The organism is Victivallis sp. Marseille-Q1083 (genome assembly GCF_903645315.1).
Taxonomy (GTDB): domain Bacteria; phylum Verrucomicrobiota; class Lentisphaeria; order Victivallales; family Victivallaceae; genus UMGS1518.
In genome coordinates this window covers 623923-641611 of record NZ_CAHJXL010000002.1, presented here as the reverse complement: position 1 = coordinate 641611, position 17689 = coordinate 623923, and the positions used below count along the sequence as shown (strand labels likewise).

Here is a 17689-nt window from a genome sequence, read left to right as displayed (position 1 = left end):
TCGTTATCTGGCAGGCTCAGTCGGAGGAGAAACCGCAACGTCGAGCTGCTCTTCCGCTTCGGTTATTTCCGCCTGTTCGGAATCGGCTTCCACATTGGCCTGTTCGGACTCATATTCCGCCCTGGCCTCTTCCAACTCGGCTTCGGCGCGGATACGTTCTTCGTCCAACTGATTTTTCAGCCCTTCCACCGTCGCCGCATGCAGATCCTCTATTCCGAGCGTATTCAACAACCGGAAATAAGAGACGTAATAGTTGCCGAGCGACAGATATTTTTCGATCTCGGTTTCGGTGGTGGCCAGACGCATGTGCGCAAGTTCCAACTGCGAGAGTTCGCCGGAAATTTCATCGCTGGCCTCGGCCTTCGCCAGATTCTTCCGATAGGCCGCATTGACCCGCACGTCGATGTTGTAACGCTCCTTGACCGAAACCAGATCCGCGTGGGCGATACGCACCTGCGCGATCACTCCTATCGCCTGCGCATAGCTCCTCGCCTCTTCCGCGTCGACCTGCGCACTGTAAGCCTGGTAACGGGAAATCTGCTGCGGCAGCCTCAACAGATTATAAGCGGCGCGGATACCGAGTTCCCACCAGGCGGAATGATACAGAAAACTGTTGTCCGAATTGGTGAAATCCACGAACATCCGCACATTCGGGAACATCATCGCAATGGTCTTGCGGCATTCAAGAACGTTGATATGCTTCTGCATGTCGATTTCATACAGCTCCGGCCGCTTCATCAGCGCGATCTGCTCCATCAATTCCATTTCCGGTAAAGTGAATTCCGGCACCTGGTCGAGAATTGAATCATCGACCTTGATCCGGGTGTTCGGATAGAGCCCGAGCAACGAACGCAGCTCGACGCAGGAATTGTCGTAACTGCGGATGTAATTCGTAAGCCGTTTTTCCATATCGATGAATTGACGTACCTCGTCAAAGGCGCGGAACGGCGAGATCTGCCCCGATTCACCCATCTGCTCGATCAGTTCGTAGCGATCTTTGCAATCCTCAAGCAGCCTAGTGGTTATGTCGATCGCCCGCTGGGCGGCGGCAACCTGAAAATAGACACGCACGGTATCGAGCACCAGATTCTGTTCGGCGCGGCGGGGAATCTGCTGCCGCAGCAGCATCCGGTCATTCGCCTGCTGGGTGTTGAAAAACGCCAGCCCGAAATCCAGCACACTGAGCGCCAGATCCACATTGAGATAGTTGACGTTGCGGGCCTGGCTCTGCGAATAACTGTACGTGCCGGAGCCTTCGCCGTGCAGTTGCTGGCTGCTTGAGGCCGGCGTGTTGGTGCGGCCGGTGAGGTTGTTGGAGACGTTGAGCTCCGGCAGCATCCCGAGCATCTCGCTGGTCCGCATTTCTTTCGCCACATTTTCTTCGAGCCCGAACACCTTCAGGTCGAGGTTATTTTGGACCGCAAGGGCGACGCACTTGTTCAAAGTCAACACCTTCTCCGAATCGATGTTGCTGTACTGGGCCCGTTCGAAGTGTTTGACCGCGTAGGCGATACGATCATCCTGATACTCATCGAAAGATTTGCAGCCGGCCAGAAGCACCATCCCGGCAGCCCCCACACCGACCAGCGTCCTGCAAATTTTCATCTTACGCTCCTTGTGACTGAAATAAAGTTGTTATATTTTGAGAAAAAATAGAGAACACTCCACCGGCCCAAGTCGCCGGACCGAAGAAGTGTTCTCTATATTTCTACCATGTATACGGGAAAAATAAAAAAACGAAGAAAATCCGACCAGGAATTTCATCGCCAGTGAGAAAAATATGAAAAGTTCAAGATTTCCGGGCAGAAAATATCCGGATTTTATGTAAAAAAATGAAAGGTCGATCCCCTGACATCCGGCTGGGTGAATATCAGAAGAGAAAGTTTCGGTACATGTGCCATGAGGTTTTTCTGAGGGAGGAATCGGTGTTTTTTTGTTCTTGCTGCATATGCAACGATTCCTCACAGACCATCCTTGAAATTTAAGCAATCAACATACAGTATCCAACCTCAGCAAATACTGTCTGAACCGTGAATATAACTCCCCCATCCTGAAAAAGCAAGACGAAAATTTATAATTTGTCTCCTGAATTTACTTTTCTTCCGTAGTTTTTGATATTATTTCCAGTTTCTTTTTTTATGCGTTAGTCTGAATTTATTATTTTTCAGAATAATGAAAACTAATTTAATCCGTCACTCTGACGATCAAATGACAGGGGAAGAAGCGAGTGACAATCACAATCAGAACTGCGGCGGCACTCAATCCCCGTAATGGTACGTTTCAGTTTTGAAATCGATATAGTCGATTCCCGGCGGCGTGTCGGGAGCATCGGACAACCTGACCGCGGTTTCGGCGGCGCGGACACCAAGATCGTGCAAATTGAACTTATGCACGACACAACTGCCGAACCAGCCGGAAAACGAACGCGGCGAATCGCTCGTCGCGGTACAGGGCAGTAGATTCAGATAGCTCTGCGTCGATTCATCGGAAAAAACGGTACCGACGTGCATTCTGCTCAAATCGCAGACCTGCAGCAGGAATTTGCTGGTCAGAATGAAGATGACATAATAACTGCACCAGAGTCCCTCCACATCGCGCAAAGGCGCATAGGCATCCGGCAGAATCGGGCTTCCCAGCCCCACTTCAACCAGATTTTGCGGGGCAATGCCGTTCTCCAGCAGAGTTTCCCGGTACCCCCTCGCCAATTCCAGAGCAAAGATATTGGCCGGGCGGGTGGTAATCAAGCCAAACTTACGGCATCCGCATTCCAAATGCCGCAGTGCGGCTTTCCTGCCGGTTTCCCACTCCCGGAACCGGATCTGATGGAATCCTGCATAATTCGTTCCGCCGTAAACGGAAAGGATCGGCGGCAACTTCGGATATTGCCGGAGTACCTCCAAAATATGTTCATAACTGTAAGGATCGGCATATTGCGGGGCGGGAATATGAATGATCGCATCCGCCTTGTTGTACAACATCGACTCGAAGGCTTTGGCCTCCAGTTTCCAATCTCCGCCGCAGGGATAGAGGGAAAAAACTTTCCGTGTCGAACCAACACCGGAGTAATTCCTTCGGCGATGTGCCCGCAAAGCATATTAGCCTGTCCGCCGGCGACGCAGGCGATCATATTCGATTTAGCGGAAAATAACGCTTTGGCGTGGCAGTTCACGTGAAAACCTACCTCGCGGGCTTTGGCATGGACCCGGTCATAAACCTCCCGTCTTGCCTGAGAGGTTGCTAAGGGATGCCTCAAAATACGGGAAGCCGTAGAAGGCGCTACGTTGCACAAAGCTGCAAATTCTCTGATATTCACGAATTTCCTCGAAATTATATAACGAATAAAGAGCTATATTAGCAGTCCATTGAACAAAATCAACCCAAGGCGGCTGGAATAACGAAAAAAGATCAAACGATTTGCCATTCCAGCAGCGAAAGGATTATAGTAAAAGGTCGGATTGTTGTTGACAAAAAAGGAATCTGTTTATGGGAAATCGTTGCGTAAGCAACATAACGCTCACAGAATTCCACAGACAGCAACCTCTCCGCACATGTGCCATTTTCTGCCGGGACCTGCATTTTTTATTGATTTTTTCTTATTTTTCACCCAAAAGCCATTCTCCGTCCACGTCTTTTCTTTTTCCGGCCTGTCTCCATGCCGGCTAGGAACCGTATTTCATTTTTTATCAACTCCAGTCAAGGAAGCTTTCATGCAAATTATCCGGGTTCCGCTGTTTGGCGGTTGTTTCCGTCAAAATAAAATCCTCACCTTCTTTCCGTGGCTCTCCGGCGGTTTCCCCGTTGCGGTGGCAATGCCGAACGCTGCACCTCACTGGTTTCCGCTGCCGGAGCATCACCTGGAAGTTTTCTGCGTGGGAGGCGCCCAGTTGGCCGCGTTCCTGACGGTATTGCTGTTTATCCTGTGGATGCGGAATCGGCGGAATTATCTCGCGCGAACGATCTTCCGCTACACGCCCACCCGGACAATGGTGCTGGATCGGCAGGGTAATCTGCTCTACTGGCAGGCGCCGGACCTCCAAAATCGCGAAAAGCCACAACATTATTCGGATCTCCTGATCATTCCGGACGCCGTAACAGAATTTCAAAAGGCGCTCGACATCACATTCCAAACCGAAAAGCCGCAGAACTGCGAATACACCCTGGCTGGCAAACGACGGCGGGCGCAGTTTGTCAAACTGCCGAAACGGATTTTCCGCCGGGACGCCGTATTGTGCATATCAACCGATATCGACGAACTGTACACCGCCAGGTCGAAGGCGGAAGCCATCGCCGAACGCTTTGAGTTGACCTTGAACTCCATCGGCGACGGCGTAATCGTAACCGATGCCGCCGAAAATGTCACCCTGGTCAATCCGGTGGCCGCCAACCTGACCGGCTATTCCTCCACCGACATGGTAGGCCGGAAGCTCGCCGATCGGCTCAGGTTGATTCGATACCCGGATGATGCGCCGGTCGTTTCTCCACTGGTCCAGGCCATCGAGAGCGGCGAACCGGTTCAACCGGCCAACCACACCGGCCTGATCGCGGCTGACGGCACGCGCCGGTATATCGCCAACAGCGCGGCGCCGATCCGCGATCGGCAAGGCGATATCACCGGAGCGGTGATGATCATTCGCGATATGACTTGTGAAAATGCGACTCGCGACTGGATTTATCGTCAGAAAGAGTTGCTGGAAAATGCTTCCACGACCATCAAAATCGTTTACTTCTGCTGCAGTTGCGACAAGGAGCGGATCGTTCTCAGCCGGATCGAATACAATGGGGAAATCTGGGGAAAGGACGCCGCCGGCAAACCACTCCCGGAAGATCAGTGGATTTCACCGGAGGACTATCCGGACTACCAGGAGAGCTGGCGCAAAATCCTCGCCGGGGAAGTGGAACCGGCCGCACCATCTCCGGCGGAAGTGCAAAAGCCACGCGTTCTGTTGGTGGATGATGTGCCGATGAATCTGAAAGTGCTTTCCGCCATGCTCCGGAAGCTCGACATTGAAAGCGTCTGCGCTTTGTCCGGAAAGGAAGCGTTGGCCATTTTACGGAAAAACTCGGATTTCAAACTGGTTCTGACCGACCTCTGGATGCCGGAAATTGATGGCGCGAAGTTGGCCAAAGAAATTCACCAGTCTCCGGAACTGGCCAAGTTGCCGGTCATCGCCGTAACCGCTGACGCGCAGGTGATTGGCGCGTCTGCAGCGGAATTTCAGGGTGTCTTATATAAACCAGTCACGATTAATAGCTTGAGAGATTTTTTCGCCACCTTTCCTTCCGGTAGGCCGGTAAATCCGATTTTCGGATAAATCCGGTTTGCGATGAAGTATGGTGTTTGGCAACATCTTGTTGAAGCGCTTCAACAAGAAAATGTTATCCGTATAAAAATGGAAGCGGTATGCTTGACAGACAAGCATCAAAGTGCATCCAAATGGAACCGGAGCTTTAAAAAAAGTGGCAAGCAAGGAATCGGCTACTCATGAGGAGGTCTCACCACAAAACTTCATATGGTCACCGCCTCTGACCGTGCGGCGGTTTCATTCTCACTCTCCGCTGGAAACACCAGCGATGGCCCGGATAGTGGGAACACAATCTAATTATCAGGTGGTGCGCAAGATGGGAGTCGAACCCACACCTCTTTCGAGACCAGATCCTAAGTCTGGCGCGTCTGCCAATTTCGCCACTCGCGCGGATAGGAAAGCGTCGAACTATAGCCCGTTTTCGGCCGCTTGCCAAGCCGAGATGTTCAAAAAAAGCAAAGTTGTCCGACTTTTGCCGGCTTCCTGCCTTGCGGAACAGTAACTTTGCTTTAAATTAAGCATGGATGACAGAATATTCGGAAAGTAGCCATTCTATGATTGATAACGAAAAAGAGGCCCGCAAAAAAATCGAATACGCGATCATCGTCGGCGTGCAGGCTCCCGGCGAGGAGCCCGGCATCGTTCACGAGCATCTCGATGAATTGCAGGAGCTGGCCCGGACGCTCGGGGTGGAAGTCATTGAGCGGATTGTCGTCAAATTGCACGCGGCGCCGATGGCGCAATATTTTATCGGCAATGGCAAGGCGGAGGAAATCTGCCGGCGTTTTCAGGAGCTGGAAGCCGATTCATTGATCTTCGACGTCGAATTGACCCCGTCCCAGCAGCGCAACTGGGAACGGTTGATCAAAGGCTGTGTGATCGACCGGCAGGAGATCATTCTGGATATTTTCGCCGAACGAGCTTCCACCCGCGAAGCGGTACTCCAGGTGGAGCTGGCCAGGCTGCAGTATTATTTGCCGCGCCTGACCCGGGCCTGGACGCACCTTTCCCGCCAGCGCGGCGGCGCCAAAGGAACCCGCGGCGAAGGGGAGAAGCAAATCGAAGCCGACCGGCGTCTGATTCAGAACCGGATTGCCTTTTTGAAAAAAGAACTGTTGACCATCGGCAAGCAACGGGTCACCCAGCGCAAAAGCCGGAGGCGCAACGCGGTTCCGCATGCCGCCATCGTCGGCTATACCAATGCCGGTAAATCATCGCTGCTCAACCGCTTGACTCAGGCGCAGGTCCTAACCGAGGACAAACTTTTCGCCACGCTGGATCCGACCACCCGCAAATTGACGCTCGACAATAACCAGTTGCTGCTGTTGACCGACACGGTCGGCTTCATCCGCAAACTGCCGCACTCGCTGGTCGAAGCGTTCAAATCCACGCTGGAAGAGGCGGTTTATGCCGATTTTCTGGTTCTGGTGCTGGATGTTTCCAGTCCGCAGTTGGAAGAACACTGGGAAACCACCATGCAGGTGCTGAAGGAGCTGGGCGCCGACCGGAAGGACATTCTGGTCGTCTTCAACAAACTCGACTTGCAACCGGATACATTGCGGCTGGCCCGGGCCAGAGGACTCTTCCCGTCCGGCGTTTTCGTCTCGACGAAAACCGGCGCCGGTTTCGATGAGTTGCGCCGCCGCCTGATCGATTACAGCAACCGTCAAACCCGTTTGCTCAACGTCAAGCTGCCGCCCAGCCGCCACGACCTTTCCGCGCTGGCCTATGCCAAAGGCAATGTCATGGAGGCCAAATATGACGACGACGGCTTTCTGCATCTGACTTTCAGCATCAATGCGGCGCTGCGGGAGAAATTCGAAGAATTCGCCGTATCAGTTTAACGAAAAAAAAATTTGGAGTGATCATTCATGCATCAATGGAAAATCCGCCCCAGTTTGCTGGCGCTGTCCTTCGGGCTGTTGTTCTCGCTGAACAGCATGGCGGAAGAAAGCGAATATTCGCCGTGGGAAGTGTGGCGGCAGGGATATTATCTTTATGCAAAAGGCGAAGCGCTGCAGAGCAAGGGCAACCTGGAAGCGGCACTGGAACAATTTCGGCAGGCGCGGGCCTGTTATGCCGAATTGAAAGAACGGCGGCCGGATTGGAAGCAGAGCATCATCGACGGCCGCATCAATATGTGCGACCAGGCGATCGGTGTCATTCAAACGACGCTGGGCAAGACCGTTCCGGCGTCGGAACCTGATTCCGTGCCTCCGGCCGTCCCCGCCGGGTCGCCGGTCGCCGTTTCCGCGGGCAATTCCGCGCTGGAGGAAGAGCTGGCCGCCTATAAAAAACGCTTGCTGGAAGCGTTGAAAGAACTGGAAGAAAACCGGCAGGAGCTCCGCCGTCACCAGACCAACCGGACCGAAATTGAAAATCTGATCAAAGAGAAGCGGATCGCGGAGGAAAACTACGAATTGCTGCTGCGCCGTTATGAAGCGCTGGAGAAAAAACTCAGCCAGCCGGACAGTGAAAAAAATGAAATCAAGAATCAACTGATCAATGAACGGCTGAACCGGGAGTTGCTGGCCAAGCGGTTCGCCACTTTCCAGGAGGATTTCAAGAAACTGCAGGAAGAGCTCAACGGAGCAATTCAGGAACGAAATCAGAGCCGGGAAGCGGAAAAAAACGCCAGGGAACGGGTTAAAACTCTGGACTATGAGAACGCCGCCCAGATGCAGAAATACAATGATCTGTCGAAAACGCATGGTGAGGTGTCCAGCCGTTTGAGCCAGGTGCTCAAAGAGCTGGAGCAATTGAAAAAATTGTCCGGCGAGAAACAGGCCGAAATCGACAAGCTCAACCATTGGTTTGTCGACGCCAAAAACGGCACGGAAGGCGCCAATCGAATCAATGCCGACCTCTTTCTTGAAAATCAGACGTTGCGGGAGAAATTGGATCAGTTGCGGACCGACACGGAGCAACAGCAGCGCGATCTGCTGCTGCAACAGGATAAATTGCGTGAAAACAATCTGGAAATGGAACAGTTCCGCGATGCGCTGAAAACGATGAACAGCCGCTATTCCACCGTTTCCGAAGAGAACCGGATCCTCAACGAGCAATATGAACGGCTGCAGAAAGCCGATGCCGAAGCGCTGGAAGAACTGAAAACGTTGCGGGAAACCGCTCGCCGGCAGGAAGAGAATTTGCAGGAGTGGATGGACAAAGCCGACAAACTGCAGAGCCGTTTGAACAGCAGCAATGATTCCCAGTATCAAAATGCCCTCGCAGTCGACGAGCAGAATAAAACGTTGACGACCGAACTGGCCAATCGCCGCCGGGAAGTCGAAACGCTGCAGGCCGGTTTGACGGAAGCGAAAACCCGCCAGGAGGAAGCGGAAATGTTGGCCGAGGAAGCCAAGAAGGCCTTCATCGAATTGAAAGCGTCGGTGGTTTCACTGGAATTGGCGGCCCAAAAAGCGGAACCTCTGCAACGGGAAGTGGAGTCGTTGCGTGCCGTCAAGGGGCAGTTGGAAACGCTGCAACGGGAATTGAAATTGGCGAATGAAAAATTACAGGCTCAGGCGCGGAAACAGACGGATCTTACCGCTTTGCAACAGGAAAATCAGAAATACGCCGAATTGGAATCCCGCCTGGTCCTGACGGAGCAGAAGCTTCAGTTGGCACTGAACGACCGGGAGCAATTGCGGGAAGCGAACGCCGCGCTGAAAAAGCAGAATTCACAGGATGAACGGGTAAAAGAACTGGAAACGGCCAATGCCAAATTGCGTGAACAATTGCTTCAGGCCAAAGTGACCCCGGAAGAATCCCAACCGCGCCCGGCGGTCCAGCCGGAAGCCCCGACGCCGGAAAAAATCGCCGAATTTCTGAAAAATGGTCAGGAAGCGGAAACGCGCGGCGCCAATGAAGTGGCAATCTGGAATTACCGGCAGATTCTGGCCGGCGAACCGGATCACTTCGAGGCGAATTTAAAACTGGGAACGCTGTATCTGCTTCAGGAACGTTACGGCGAAGCGGCGGAAGCGCTGCAACTGGCGGTTTTGCGCGACGGCGAATCGCTGCCGGCGGTCGTTCAGTTGGCCCGGGCGCTCAACGGCCTGGAGAAATACGGCAACGCGCTGGCCCTGCTGGAAAAACCGCTGCAGAAGCACCCGGACGATTACCAACTGTTGCTGGCAGTCGGCACCGCCCTCGCCCGCAGCAACCAGCCGCAGGAAGCGGAAAAGATGTTGAACCGGGCGATCGACCGGGAGCCGCGGGATATTTCCGCCCGCCGCGAACTGGCGCTGGTCATCGCCGAGAACGACGCCGCCCGTCAGGAAGAGGCGGTCCGGCTCTATCAGGCCGCCCGGGAACTGGGCTTGCCGCCCGATGCCAGATTGGAAGAATTGCTGAAAGATGCCCTTTCCGACCAGAAGGAGACGATTGAATTCCTCTACCAGGCCGCCGCCGAAGCGGAAAACGGTGAAGATTTCGATTCGGCCATCTGGTATTACGAGCAGCTTTGCCAACTGGATAAATCCGGCCCGTTGCCGATCAACAAACTGGCGTTTGCCCAATTGCAAAACGGCAACGCCGAGCTGGCGTTGAAAACCATCCCGCGGGAAACGGCCGATCCGGCCGGATTGTGCATCGCAGCGCTGGCGGAATTGGAATCGAATCAGCTGCCGGCAGCGGCAGATTTGCTCTCGCTGGCGCGGGAGCGCAATGGGGCGCAGCCCTGGATGCCGGCAGAGGAATATCAGCCCGTGGCGGATCGGTTGGCCGACCGGCTGGCGGCCACGCCGCCCCCAGAGCAATCCGCCGAATGGCAGCGGGTCATCGAGGCGTATCAACAACTCATTCAAAAATAACTTTGCGAGGAGGTTCTGCAAATGTTGAATTTTTCATTTTACAATCCCGTCCATGTCGAATTCGGGAAAGATTGCGTGGCCAAATTGGCCGAATTGGCCCCTGCCGGTAAAATCATGTTGATTTACGGCGGCGGTTCGGTAAAACGCAACGGCGCTTATGATCAGGTAAAAGCGGCATTGGCCAATGCCACGGTGGTGGAATTCCAGGGTATCGAACCCAATCCGCGCTATGAAACCTGCATGAAAGCGGTGGAATTGGCCAATGCGGAAAAAGTCGACTTTCTGCTGGCGGTCGGCGGCGGTTCAGTGCTGGATGCGACCAAATTCATCGCCGCAGCAGCCAAATACGAAGGTGAAGACCCCTGGGATATCCTGGCCAAATTCGAAGAAGGCGACCAGGTCAAGGCTGCGCTGCCGCTGGGAGCGGTGATGACGCTGCCGGCCACCGGTTCGGAGATGAACTGCACCGCGGTCATTTCCCGCAACTCGACCAATGAAAAATTGCATTTCGGTTCCGAATTGGTCTTTCCGAAATTTTCGCTGCTGGATCCCGCGTTCACCACCACGCTGCCGGAACGGCAGACCGCCAACGGCCTGGTGGACACTTTCGTCCATACCGTCGAACAGTACGTGACGATCGATGTCAATACGCCGCTGCAGGACCGGATGTCCGAAGGAGTTCTGCAAACCATCGTCGAACAGGGGCCGCTGGCGTTGGAACAGCCGGACAATTACGATATTCGCGCCAACATTTTCTGGTGCGCCACCGTCGGCTTGAACGGCTGGCTGGGCTGCGGCGTCATGCAGGATTGGGGCACTCATATGATCGGCCACGAGCTGACCGCCATTTACGGTCTGGACCATGCCCGCACCCTGGCGATCGTCCTGCCGGCGTTGTGGAACCGGCTGCGGGAGCAGAAAAAGGCGAAGTTGCTGCAATACGGCAAACGGATTTGGGAAATCAGCAATCCGGATGACGACACCGCGATCGACCGGACGATTACGGCGACGGCCTCCTTTTTCAATTCGCTCGGGGTCCCGACCTCCCTGGCCGATTACGGCATCGATCCGCAGGAAGCGGCCCAAGCCGTGCAGGAGCGTTTTGCCAAGCGGCGGGAAAAGTATGGCGAAAAAGGCAATATCGACGCGAAAATGGCTTATGAAATCGTCAGCAAATGCTGACGGTTGAAATTCGGTAAAACCGGATCAAAACAAAAAAACTTGGCCGGCGGCAGGAATTTTCCGCCGCCGGCCCAATTGATCAATCGGTTTATTTTCGTATCGTCCTCAAGCAAAGAGATCCAGCATCGATTCCCGGCGCGCCGCCCAGAGCATTGCCATGCCGATCGGCGCATTGGTCCAGCCGCTGTAGACACTGCCGGCGCCGCCCTCATAACAGTTGCCTCCTCCCCAATGACGGGCCTGCAAATCGTACATACCCCGCCAACTGCCGCGATACTGCAACGCCGCACCGTCGTCCTGAATGCTTTCAAGCAACCGCAGCAATTTGGCATAGGCCTCCGCATACTCTTTTTTCGGACAGACCCGGCAGAGATTCTGAAGTCCCAGCAAAGCCCAGTTGGCGGTGTAAATGGTATCGACCAGATGAGCGCCCTTCGGTGCTTCGTGATGTTCAGATGGCAAATTGCCGGTCTCGCGGTCCATGCGAACCAGAATGCGGTCGCCGATCGCCAGAGCCAACCGCCAATAGAAGTCATCCTGAAACAGTTTAAACGCCGCCGTCGCACCGATCAGCCCATAAGTCAATTCACTGGCATTGAAATCCGCCAGATGATCCGCCATGTACTGATGGTAACGCCGTACCAGCCAGACATATTTCTCCTGCGGGTCAACCGCGCAGGCCGCCAGCAGCGCCATACAGGGCGGCACCCCCCAGTGCGGCAACTGCAGCCAGCCGAGCCATTTCTCCTGCGGGTCGCGCCAGATGCCCGGTTCCCCCGGAAAACTGTGATGGATGGTTCGGTCGAGAGCGTTCGCCAGCTCGCCGGCCAGCTTCAACCCCCAGCCGGTCATGCCGTACTTCCGGTCCCATTGCGGATAACGCCGTCCTAACACCAACTGCAAAGCGGCCACCCAGCCGTTGTCATCCAGCCAATGGGAAAAGGCCCCCGGATTGATATGGGACCAGTTCCAGATTCCGCTTGGCGCATTTTTATCGGCACGAATCAGCAAACCGCTGCGAAAATACAGAAAATCCAGAATGTTTTCGGCTATTTTCCGATATTTTTCCTGCTGCAGCGTATCGGCGGCCAATGCAAAATAGAGGACCGCTTCAAAATTGCAGTCCGCCCGTCTGGATTCGATGACACACCAGGAATCATGCGGCGTTTGCGCGGGAAAATCGGTAAAAATCCTCTCAGTTTCCGGATTGCCGGCGGTCTCCAGAATCCGTTCCGCCACGCCCCAGCGGCCATCCGCCGGCTCCATGATCGTCGACTGTTCGAACCAGTCCAGATTTCGTTTGATTGTCTGTCGTAAGCTCATAACGTTCTTTTCCATTTCATTTTTCCATACGAAACAGAACGGTTGCCTCGGCAACCGTTCTGTTAATCAATGAGCAAGCGGGAATTTCCCGGTCACCGTTTCGGCTTGAAGGGGCCGCAGGCCGGCAGCGCGGCCGGTTTGTTCCAGCAATTCTTCCAAACTTGTTCCAGGCCTTTCTTCATGACGGCATTGCCGGGATTGGCGATGTTGCGGTATGAGAAAAAGATTTCGCCTTTGATTTCCGGATATTTGCCGTTGTAACGGAGCTGGTCGACGATTTCCATCGGATTCTGCCAGATGCTTTCCTCGCCCAGGCGGTAAGGCGCCATGCCGATGTACAAATTCACATTGGTCCCGCGCACCGTGTAGGCCCACCAGTCGGCCAGCGCGGCATAAGCCGCCACCTTATGGGCGAAGGGCCAATACAACTGCGGCGCGATGTAATCGATCCAGCCCTCTTTGACCCAGCGGCGGGTATCGGCATACTGCGAATTCAACGCTTCGGAACCGCGGGTCAGCGAACCGAATTTCTGCTCCGGCGAATAATTCGCCCAGATGCCGAACGGACTGATGCCGAATTGAACCTGCTTGTTGTTGATCCGGTTGTTGGCGGCGATGGCGCGCGAAACACTCTGGATCAAGGTATTGACGTTCTCGCGCCGCCAATCCTCGATCGACTGCTGCCGCTTGTTCTGGCGCTGGTAAGTATCTTTGTCCACGTTGCCGACGCCGCCATAAGGATAAAAGTAATCGTCGAAATGAATCGCGTCGACATCGTAATTGCTGGCCAGTTCCCGGACAGTGTCGACGACGAATTTGATCACTTCCGGTTCTCCCGGATTCAAAATCAAAGTCCGCTGGCCGTTCTTCGGAACATCCAGCACCAGATGCGGATTCTGTCTGGCAAAATTTTTGTCGCTCAATGAATTCAGATAAGCCGATTTGCTCTGGTCGGTGCTGCCGACCACCCGGTAGGGATTGAGCCAGGCGTGAAACTGCATGCCGCGCTTGTGCGTCTCCTCGATCATGAACGCCAGCGGATCGAACCCCTTGATTTCAACGCCCTCTTCGCCGGTCAGGAAACGCGACCAGGGATTCAGGCCGGAACGATAAAACGCGTCGTTGGTCGGCCGCACCTGAAAGACGATGAAATTGAAATTCTTGCTTTTCAGGTCGTCGAGAATCTGCGTGAACTGCTTTTTGAAGGAAGCGGCAGTCCGATGCTTGCCGAAATCGATATTCTGGACTGTCGCCACCCAGGCGCCGCGCGCTTCGGTGGTTTTGGGGTGATACTGGGTCGGAATCAGCACTTTGCTGTTGGGCGCGACCGTACCGGCATACGGCACCGGTTTCCCGGCTTGATCTTTATAAATCATCGTCTCCACCCTGGGGGCGGCACTCAGCACCATTGGTATCGACATCATCATCAATACCGTCCATCTGGCTATTCCATTCATAACTTCCACTCATCGTTAAAATTGAATCTTCGGCGCTCTGCTGGGTAAAAACCAGCTCCGTTCTCGCTATATAGAATAGCACGGCAAAGGGAGTTTATACAAATAATAATTGAAAAAAATAACTGCTTTTGCACGGAAAATGTTCCGCCGGCAGCCGAATATCTCCCGGCTGAGGCTTGTAAAATCCCCGGCACAGTTCTATTGTACCGGATATTCGGAACAATTCAAAAAATGAGGTATCTCAAGTGATCAGACAAATCCTCTGTGCCGTGGCATTCTGCTTCGGCGTAACGACGCTGCAGGCCGCTGACGACGCCATGCGTTTCGCGGTATTCAGCGATGTCCACGTCTCGCCCGGCATAGACAACGAAACTTTTCTGAAGCGGAGTGTCGATGAAGTCAATGCGGATTCTTCGATCGAATTTGTCATCGTATCCGGCGATTTGAGCAATTCGGGCGCCAACGCCGAACTGGATGCGGTCAAAGCGCAGCTCGACCGGCTGCAGGTACCCTGTTACGTTATCCCCGGCAACCATGAAACCAACTGGTCGCAGAGCGCCGGTTTGCGGATTCTGGAAAACTGGGGCGACGACCGTTTCGTCTTCCGGAAAGGCAATTTCATTTTCATCGGCTTCAGCACCGGGCCCTATATGAAGATGGGCGACTCCAACGTAAAATCCCAGGATATCAAATGGCTCGACCGGACGCTGGCGGCTATGGTCAAAGCGGGTGATCGGGTCATCTGTGTCGGACACTGTCCGTTTATCGGCGAACAGGGCGGCATGAACAATTGGAGCGACGTCGTCGATGTGTTGAAAAAATACGACACCGCCGCGACGCTGCACGGCCATTTTCACAGCTATCAACTGCGCAACATCGACGGCATCCCGGGCATCCTCTTCCGTTCACTGGTGATGGACGGCACCGGGCCGGGCTACAGCATCGTTGATTTGAACGACCGGGAACTCAAGGTATTCAATAAGGTGCTGGGGGAAGCATTGCCGGCTGAACCGGTTTTCGACATCGATTTTGCCACGTTGAGCGCCTTGAAGGATCTGAAACCGGAAACCCGGCCGGACCCCGACAGCTTCAGGGAGCAGCCGGCCGACGCTGAAGTGGAACTGGTGCTGGACGACGGCAGTTCGATGTTTTCCGGCCTGTCGGTCGACGGCGACGTTCTCTATTATGCCAATTCGCTCGGCGAAGTCAAAGCCTACGACTGGAAAAACGGCCGTTTGCGGTGGAGCCGCGATCTCGGCAGTGCGGTTTATTCGACGCCGCTCTACGGCGACGGCGTTGTCGTAGTCGGCAGCCCCCACAATGCCATCCTGGGATTGAATGCCGAAAACGGCGAAACGCTCTGGAGCATCGAAACCGCGGCGCCGGTGGTCAACGACGGTTTGATCGTCGGCGATAAACTGTATATGGGAGCCGGAATGGGCGACTTCCTGAAAATCGACCTGAAGAGCGGTAAAATCGACTGGCGGTTCTCCGGAGTCAACGGCATTTTTCAAGCGCGGCCGGCCGTGGCCGGCGGCAAAGTGGTATTTGGCGCCTGGGACCGCCATCTGTACTGTCTGGATGAAGCGACCGGCAAGGAGTTATGGCGCTGGAACAACGGCAAAGCCGGGGTGCTGCTGTCGCCGGGCAATTGCATTCCTGCCCTGACCGGCAACAAGGTCATCATCGTGGCGCCGGACCGTTATATGACCGCGTTCACGGCGGACGGCGGACAGCAGTTGTGGCGCGACAATCAATACAAATATCGCGAATCGATGGGCATTTCCCCCGACGGCAGTACGGTTTACGCCAAGACGATGGACGGGGAATTGATCGCCGTTTCGACCGAAACCCCGGAATACGAATTGCGCTGGCGCTGCGATACCGGCATGGGCTACGAACATACGCCGAGTCCGGTGATCGAAACCAAAGGACGGATTTTCCTGGCCTCGCGGACCGGCATGCTGTATTGCGTCGATGCCGTCACCGGCAGATTGCTCTGGCAGTACAATTGCGGCAACTCCCAGGTCAACAACTATTTTCTGGATGAAGACGGCAATTTGTACCTGACGCTGGTGGAAGGTAAAATTTACAAGGTGACGCTGCCGTAGACAATTCTTTCAGCGATCATTAAAAAAACCGTCCCGATCCTGCGATCGGGACGGTTTTTTAATCCGAACGTTTATTGAATGGCTGCCGTCGCAGCGAAAACTGCCTGCAAGTCGTCAAAATGCAATACCGCCAGATGATCCTTCGGCGTGGAGTCGGCATTGACGATAACCACCTGCCCGCCGAAATATCTGGTGTAATTCGGCAAGGAGGCGGCCGGGTTGACCACCAGACTGGAACCGAGCACCAGCAGCAAATCGGCGGAACTCGCTTCCTGGACGGCCGCGTCGATGGTTTGTTCATCCAGGTTTTCACCGAAGAAAACGATATCCGGCTTGACGATGCCGCCGCAGCTTTCGCAGTACGGCACCGGTTCCCGTTCCAGACGGTCGACAATTTGCCGGAAAGAATAAATTCTGCCGCACTTGAGACAATGATGCCGCTGGGGCGAACCGTGCAACTCCAGCACATGATGCGAACCGGCTTTCTGGTGCAGCAGATCGATATTCTGCGTGACGACACATTTGACGATTCCCAGCGCTTCCAGCCGGGCCAGTTCGGTATGAACGATGCCCGGCCGCTTTTCATCGAGGTCGTAGATGAAATTTCTGGTATGCAGGTAATAATAGGACGGATCCGCCAGAAAAGCCGGCAGCGAGAAAACCCGGTCCGCATCGACATCCGGATCGCGGTAAAATCCGTTGGCGCCGCGAAAATCACGAATCCCGGCCAGCGTCGAGATGCCGGCGCCGGTGAACGCGACACAATGCTGCGCCTCCCGCAGCATGGTCAGAAGCTGGTCAATCTTTGATGACATGTTTGTTCTGCATCCGCAACCGGTTGTAGAATTCATTTCCCCAACCGATCAATTTGCCGTCTTCAAACAACAGCGGCATGCATTCGTCCTCGGTATACAGGCCGTCATGCCACTGGGTAGTCACGTAATAATACCAGACATTCGGCGTGTTGTACACTTCGTTGGTCAGCGGTTCCCCCATGATCCCCAGGACTTCCTGTTTGGTCATCCCGACCCGCAGTTTTTCCGCATTCTTCAGATTGTCGTATTGTGAAAAATAACCACAGCCGGACAACAACAACGCCAACGCCGGCAACAGCAGATATTTGCTCGTCACTGTAAGCATCTCCTTTGATCCCCAAAAAGTTGTCTCCCTCCGGCTCCGAGCCTCGGGACTTCTGGCGTTCCGCCAGAAGCTTCGGGTACTTTTCGCAAGGCCCCTCCTCCGGCATTCCGCACGGCTTCGCCGTACTCATTCCTTCGGAAAAGGCATTGTTAATGTTACGATGGTATATTCATTCCATCTTTGTTTCCTGGTCTCTCTTCGTCCACGATCAACCCTCGGCTCCGAGCCTCGGGGGCTTCTGGCATTCCGCCAAAAGCTCCGGGTGCTTTTCGCTAGGCCCCTCCCCTCCGGCATTCCGTGCGGCTTCGCCGTACTCATTCCTTCGGAAAAGGCATTGTTGAGGTTACGATGGTATA

At 54.4% G+C, this 17689-nt stretch carries 12 protein-coding genes and 1 tRNA gene; 6 read left to right on the top strand and 7 right to left on the bottom strand.

Features of this window, described 5'->3' with window-relative positions:
- Positions 1-3: 3 nt before the first annotated feature.
- Both HWX74_RS18680 and HWX74_RS20370 read right to left on the bottom strand, forming a co-directional pair.
- Positions 4-1605 (bottom strand): TolC family protein, encoded by a 1602-nt coding sequence (locus tag HWX74_RS18680; protein WP_176015070.1) that lies wholly within the window; start codon positions 1603-1605, stop codon positions 4-6.
- 653 nt (positions 1606-2258) lie between these two features.
- Positions 2259-3089 (bottom strand): hypothetical protein, encoded by an 831-nt coding sequence (locus tag HWX74_RS20370; RefSeq protein ID WP_254872363.1) that lies wholly within the window; start codon positions 3087-3089, stop codon positions 2259-2261.
- A gap of 618 nt (positions 3090-3707) precedes the next feature.
- Here HWX74_RS20370 and HWX74_RS18665 point away from each other — a divergent pair.
- Positions 3708-5312 (top strand): PAS domain-containing protein, encoded by a 1605-nt coding sequence (locus HWX74_RS18665; protein ID WP_176015067.1) that lies wholly within the window; start codon positions 3708-3710, stop codon positions 5310-5312.
- A 12-nt stretch (positions 5313-5324) separates the two neighbouring features.
- Positions 5325-5486: a hypothetical protein gene (locus HWX74_RS18660; RefSeq protein WP_176015066.1), complete on the top strand. Its 162-nt coding sequence runs from the start codon at positions 5325-5327 to the stop codon at positions 5484-5486.
- Between the two features lie 122 nt (positions 5487-5608).
- Here HWX74_RS18660 and HWX74_RS18655 read toward each other — a convergent pair.
- Positions 5609-5693, bottom strand: a tRNA-Leu gene (locus tag HWX74_RS18655).
- Positions 5694-5857: 164 nt separating this feature from the next.
- On the opposite strand from HWX74_RS18655, the gene hflX reads away from it, so the two are divergent.
- From hflX to HWX74_RS18640, 3 genes are read left to right on the top strand one after another with little or no spacing between them, the layout of a single operon-like run.
- On the top strand, positions 5858-7147 hold the full coding sequence (gene hflX, locus HWX74_RS18650; RefSeq protein ID WP_176015065.1) for a GTPase HflX: 1290 nt from the start codon (positions 5858-5860) through the stop codon (positions 7145-7147).
- Between the two features lie 27 nt (positions 7148-7174).
- Positions 7175-10120, top strand: a complete 2946-nt coding sequence (locus HWX74_RS18645) for a tetratricopeptide repeat protein (protein ID WP_176015064.1) — start codon at positions 7175-7177, stop codon at positions 10118-10120.
- Between the two features lie 21 nt (positions 10121-10141).
- Positions 10142-11302, top strand: a complete 1161-nt coding sequence (locus HWX74_RS18640; RefSeq protein WP_176015063.1) for an iron-containing alcohol dehydrogenase — start codon at positions 10142-10144, stop codon at positions 11300-11302.
- 105 nt (positions 11303-11407) lie between these two features.
- On the opposite strand, the gene HWX74_RS18635 is transcribed toward HWX74_RS18640, so the two are convergent.
- Entirely contained in the window at positions 11408-12625 is a 1218-nt protein-coding gene (locus HWX74_RS18635; protein WP_176015062.1) for a hypothetical protein, read from the bottom strand.
- Positions 12626-12717: 92 nt separating this feature from the next.
- Positions 12718-14082 (bottom strand): glycoside hydrolase family 10 protein, encoded by a 1365-nt coding sequence (locus HWX74_RS18630; protein ID WP_176015061.1) that lies wholly within the window; start codon positions 14080-14082, stop codon positions 12718-12720.
- A 245-nt stretch (positions 14083-14327) separates the two neighbouring features.
- Between HWX74_RS18630 and HWX74_RS18625 the strand changes: the two genes are divergently transcribed.
- A complete protein-coding gene (locus HWX74_RS18625; RefSeq protein WP_176015060.1) occupies positions 14328-16193 on the top strand; it encodes a PQQ-binding-like beta-propeller repeat protein in 1866 nt (621 codons plus the stop codon).
- Positions 16194-16264: 71 nt separating this feature from the next.
- Here HWX74_RS18625 and HWX74_RS18620 read toward each other — a convergent pair whose 3' ends face one another.
- Positions 16265-17008, bottom strand: a complete 744-nt coding sequence (locus HWX74_RS18620; protein ID WP_176015059.1) for a Sir2 family NAD-dependent protein deacetylase — start codon at positions 17006-17008, stop codon at positions 16265-16267.
- Positions 16992-17324, bottom strand: coding sequence for a DUF3192 domain-containing protein (locus tag HWX74_RS18615; RefSeq protein WP_176015058.1), 333 nt, complete (start codon positions 17322-17324; stop codon positions 16992-16994). The genes HWX74_RS18620 and HWX74_RS18615 overlap by 17 nt, the downstream gene beginning before the upstream one ends.
- Positions 17325-17689 lie beyond the last annotated feature (365 nt).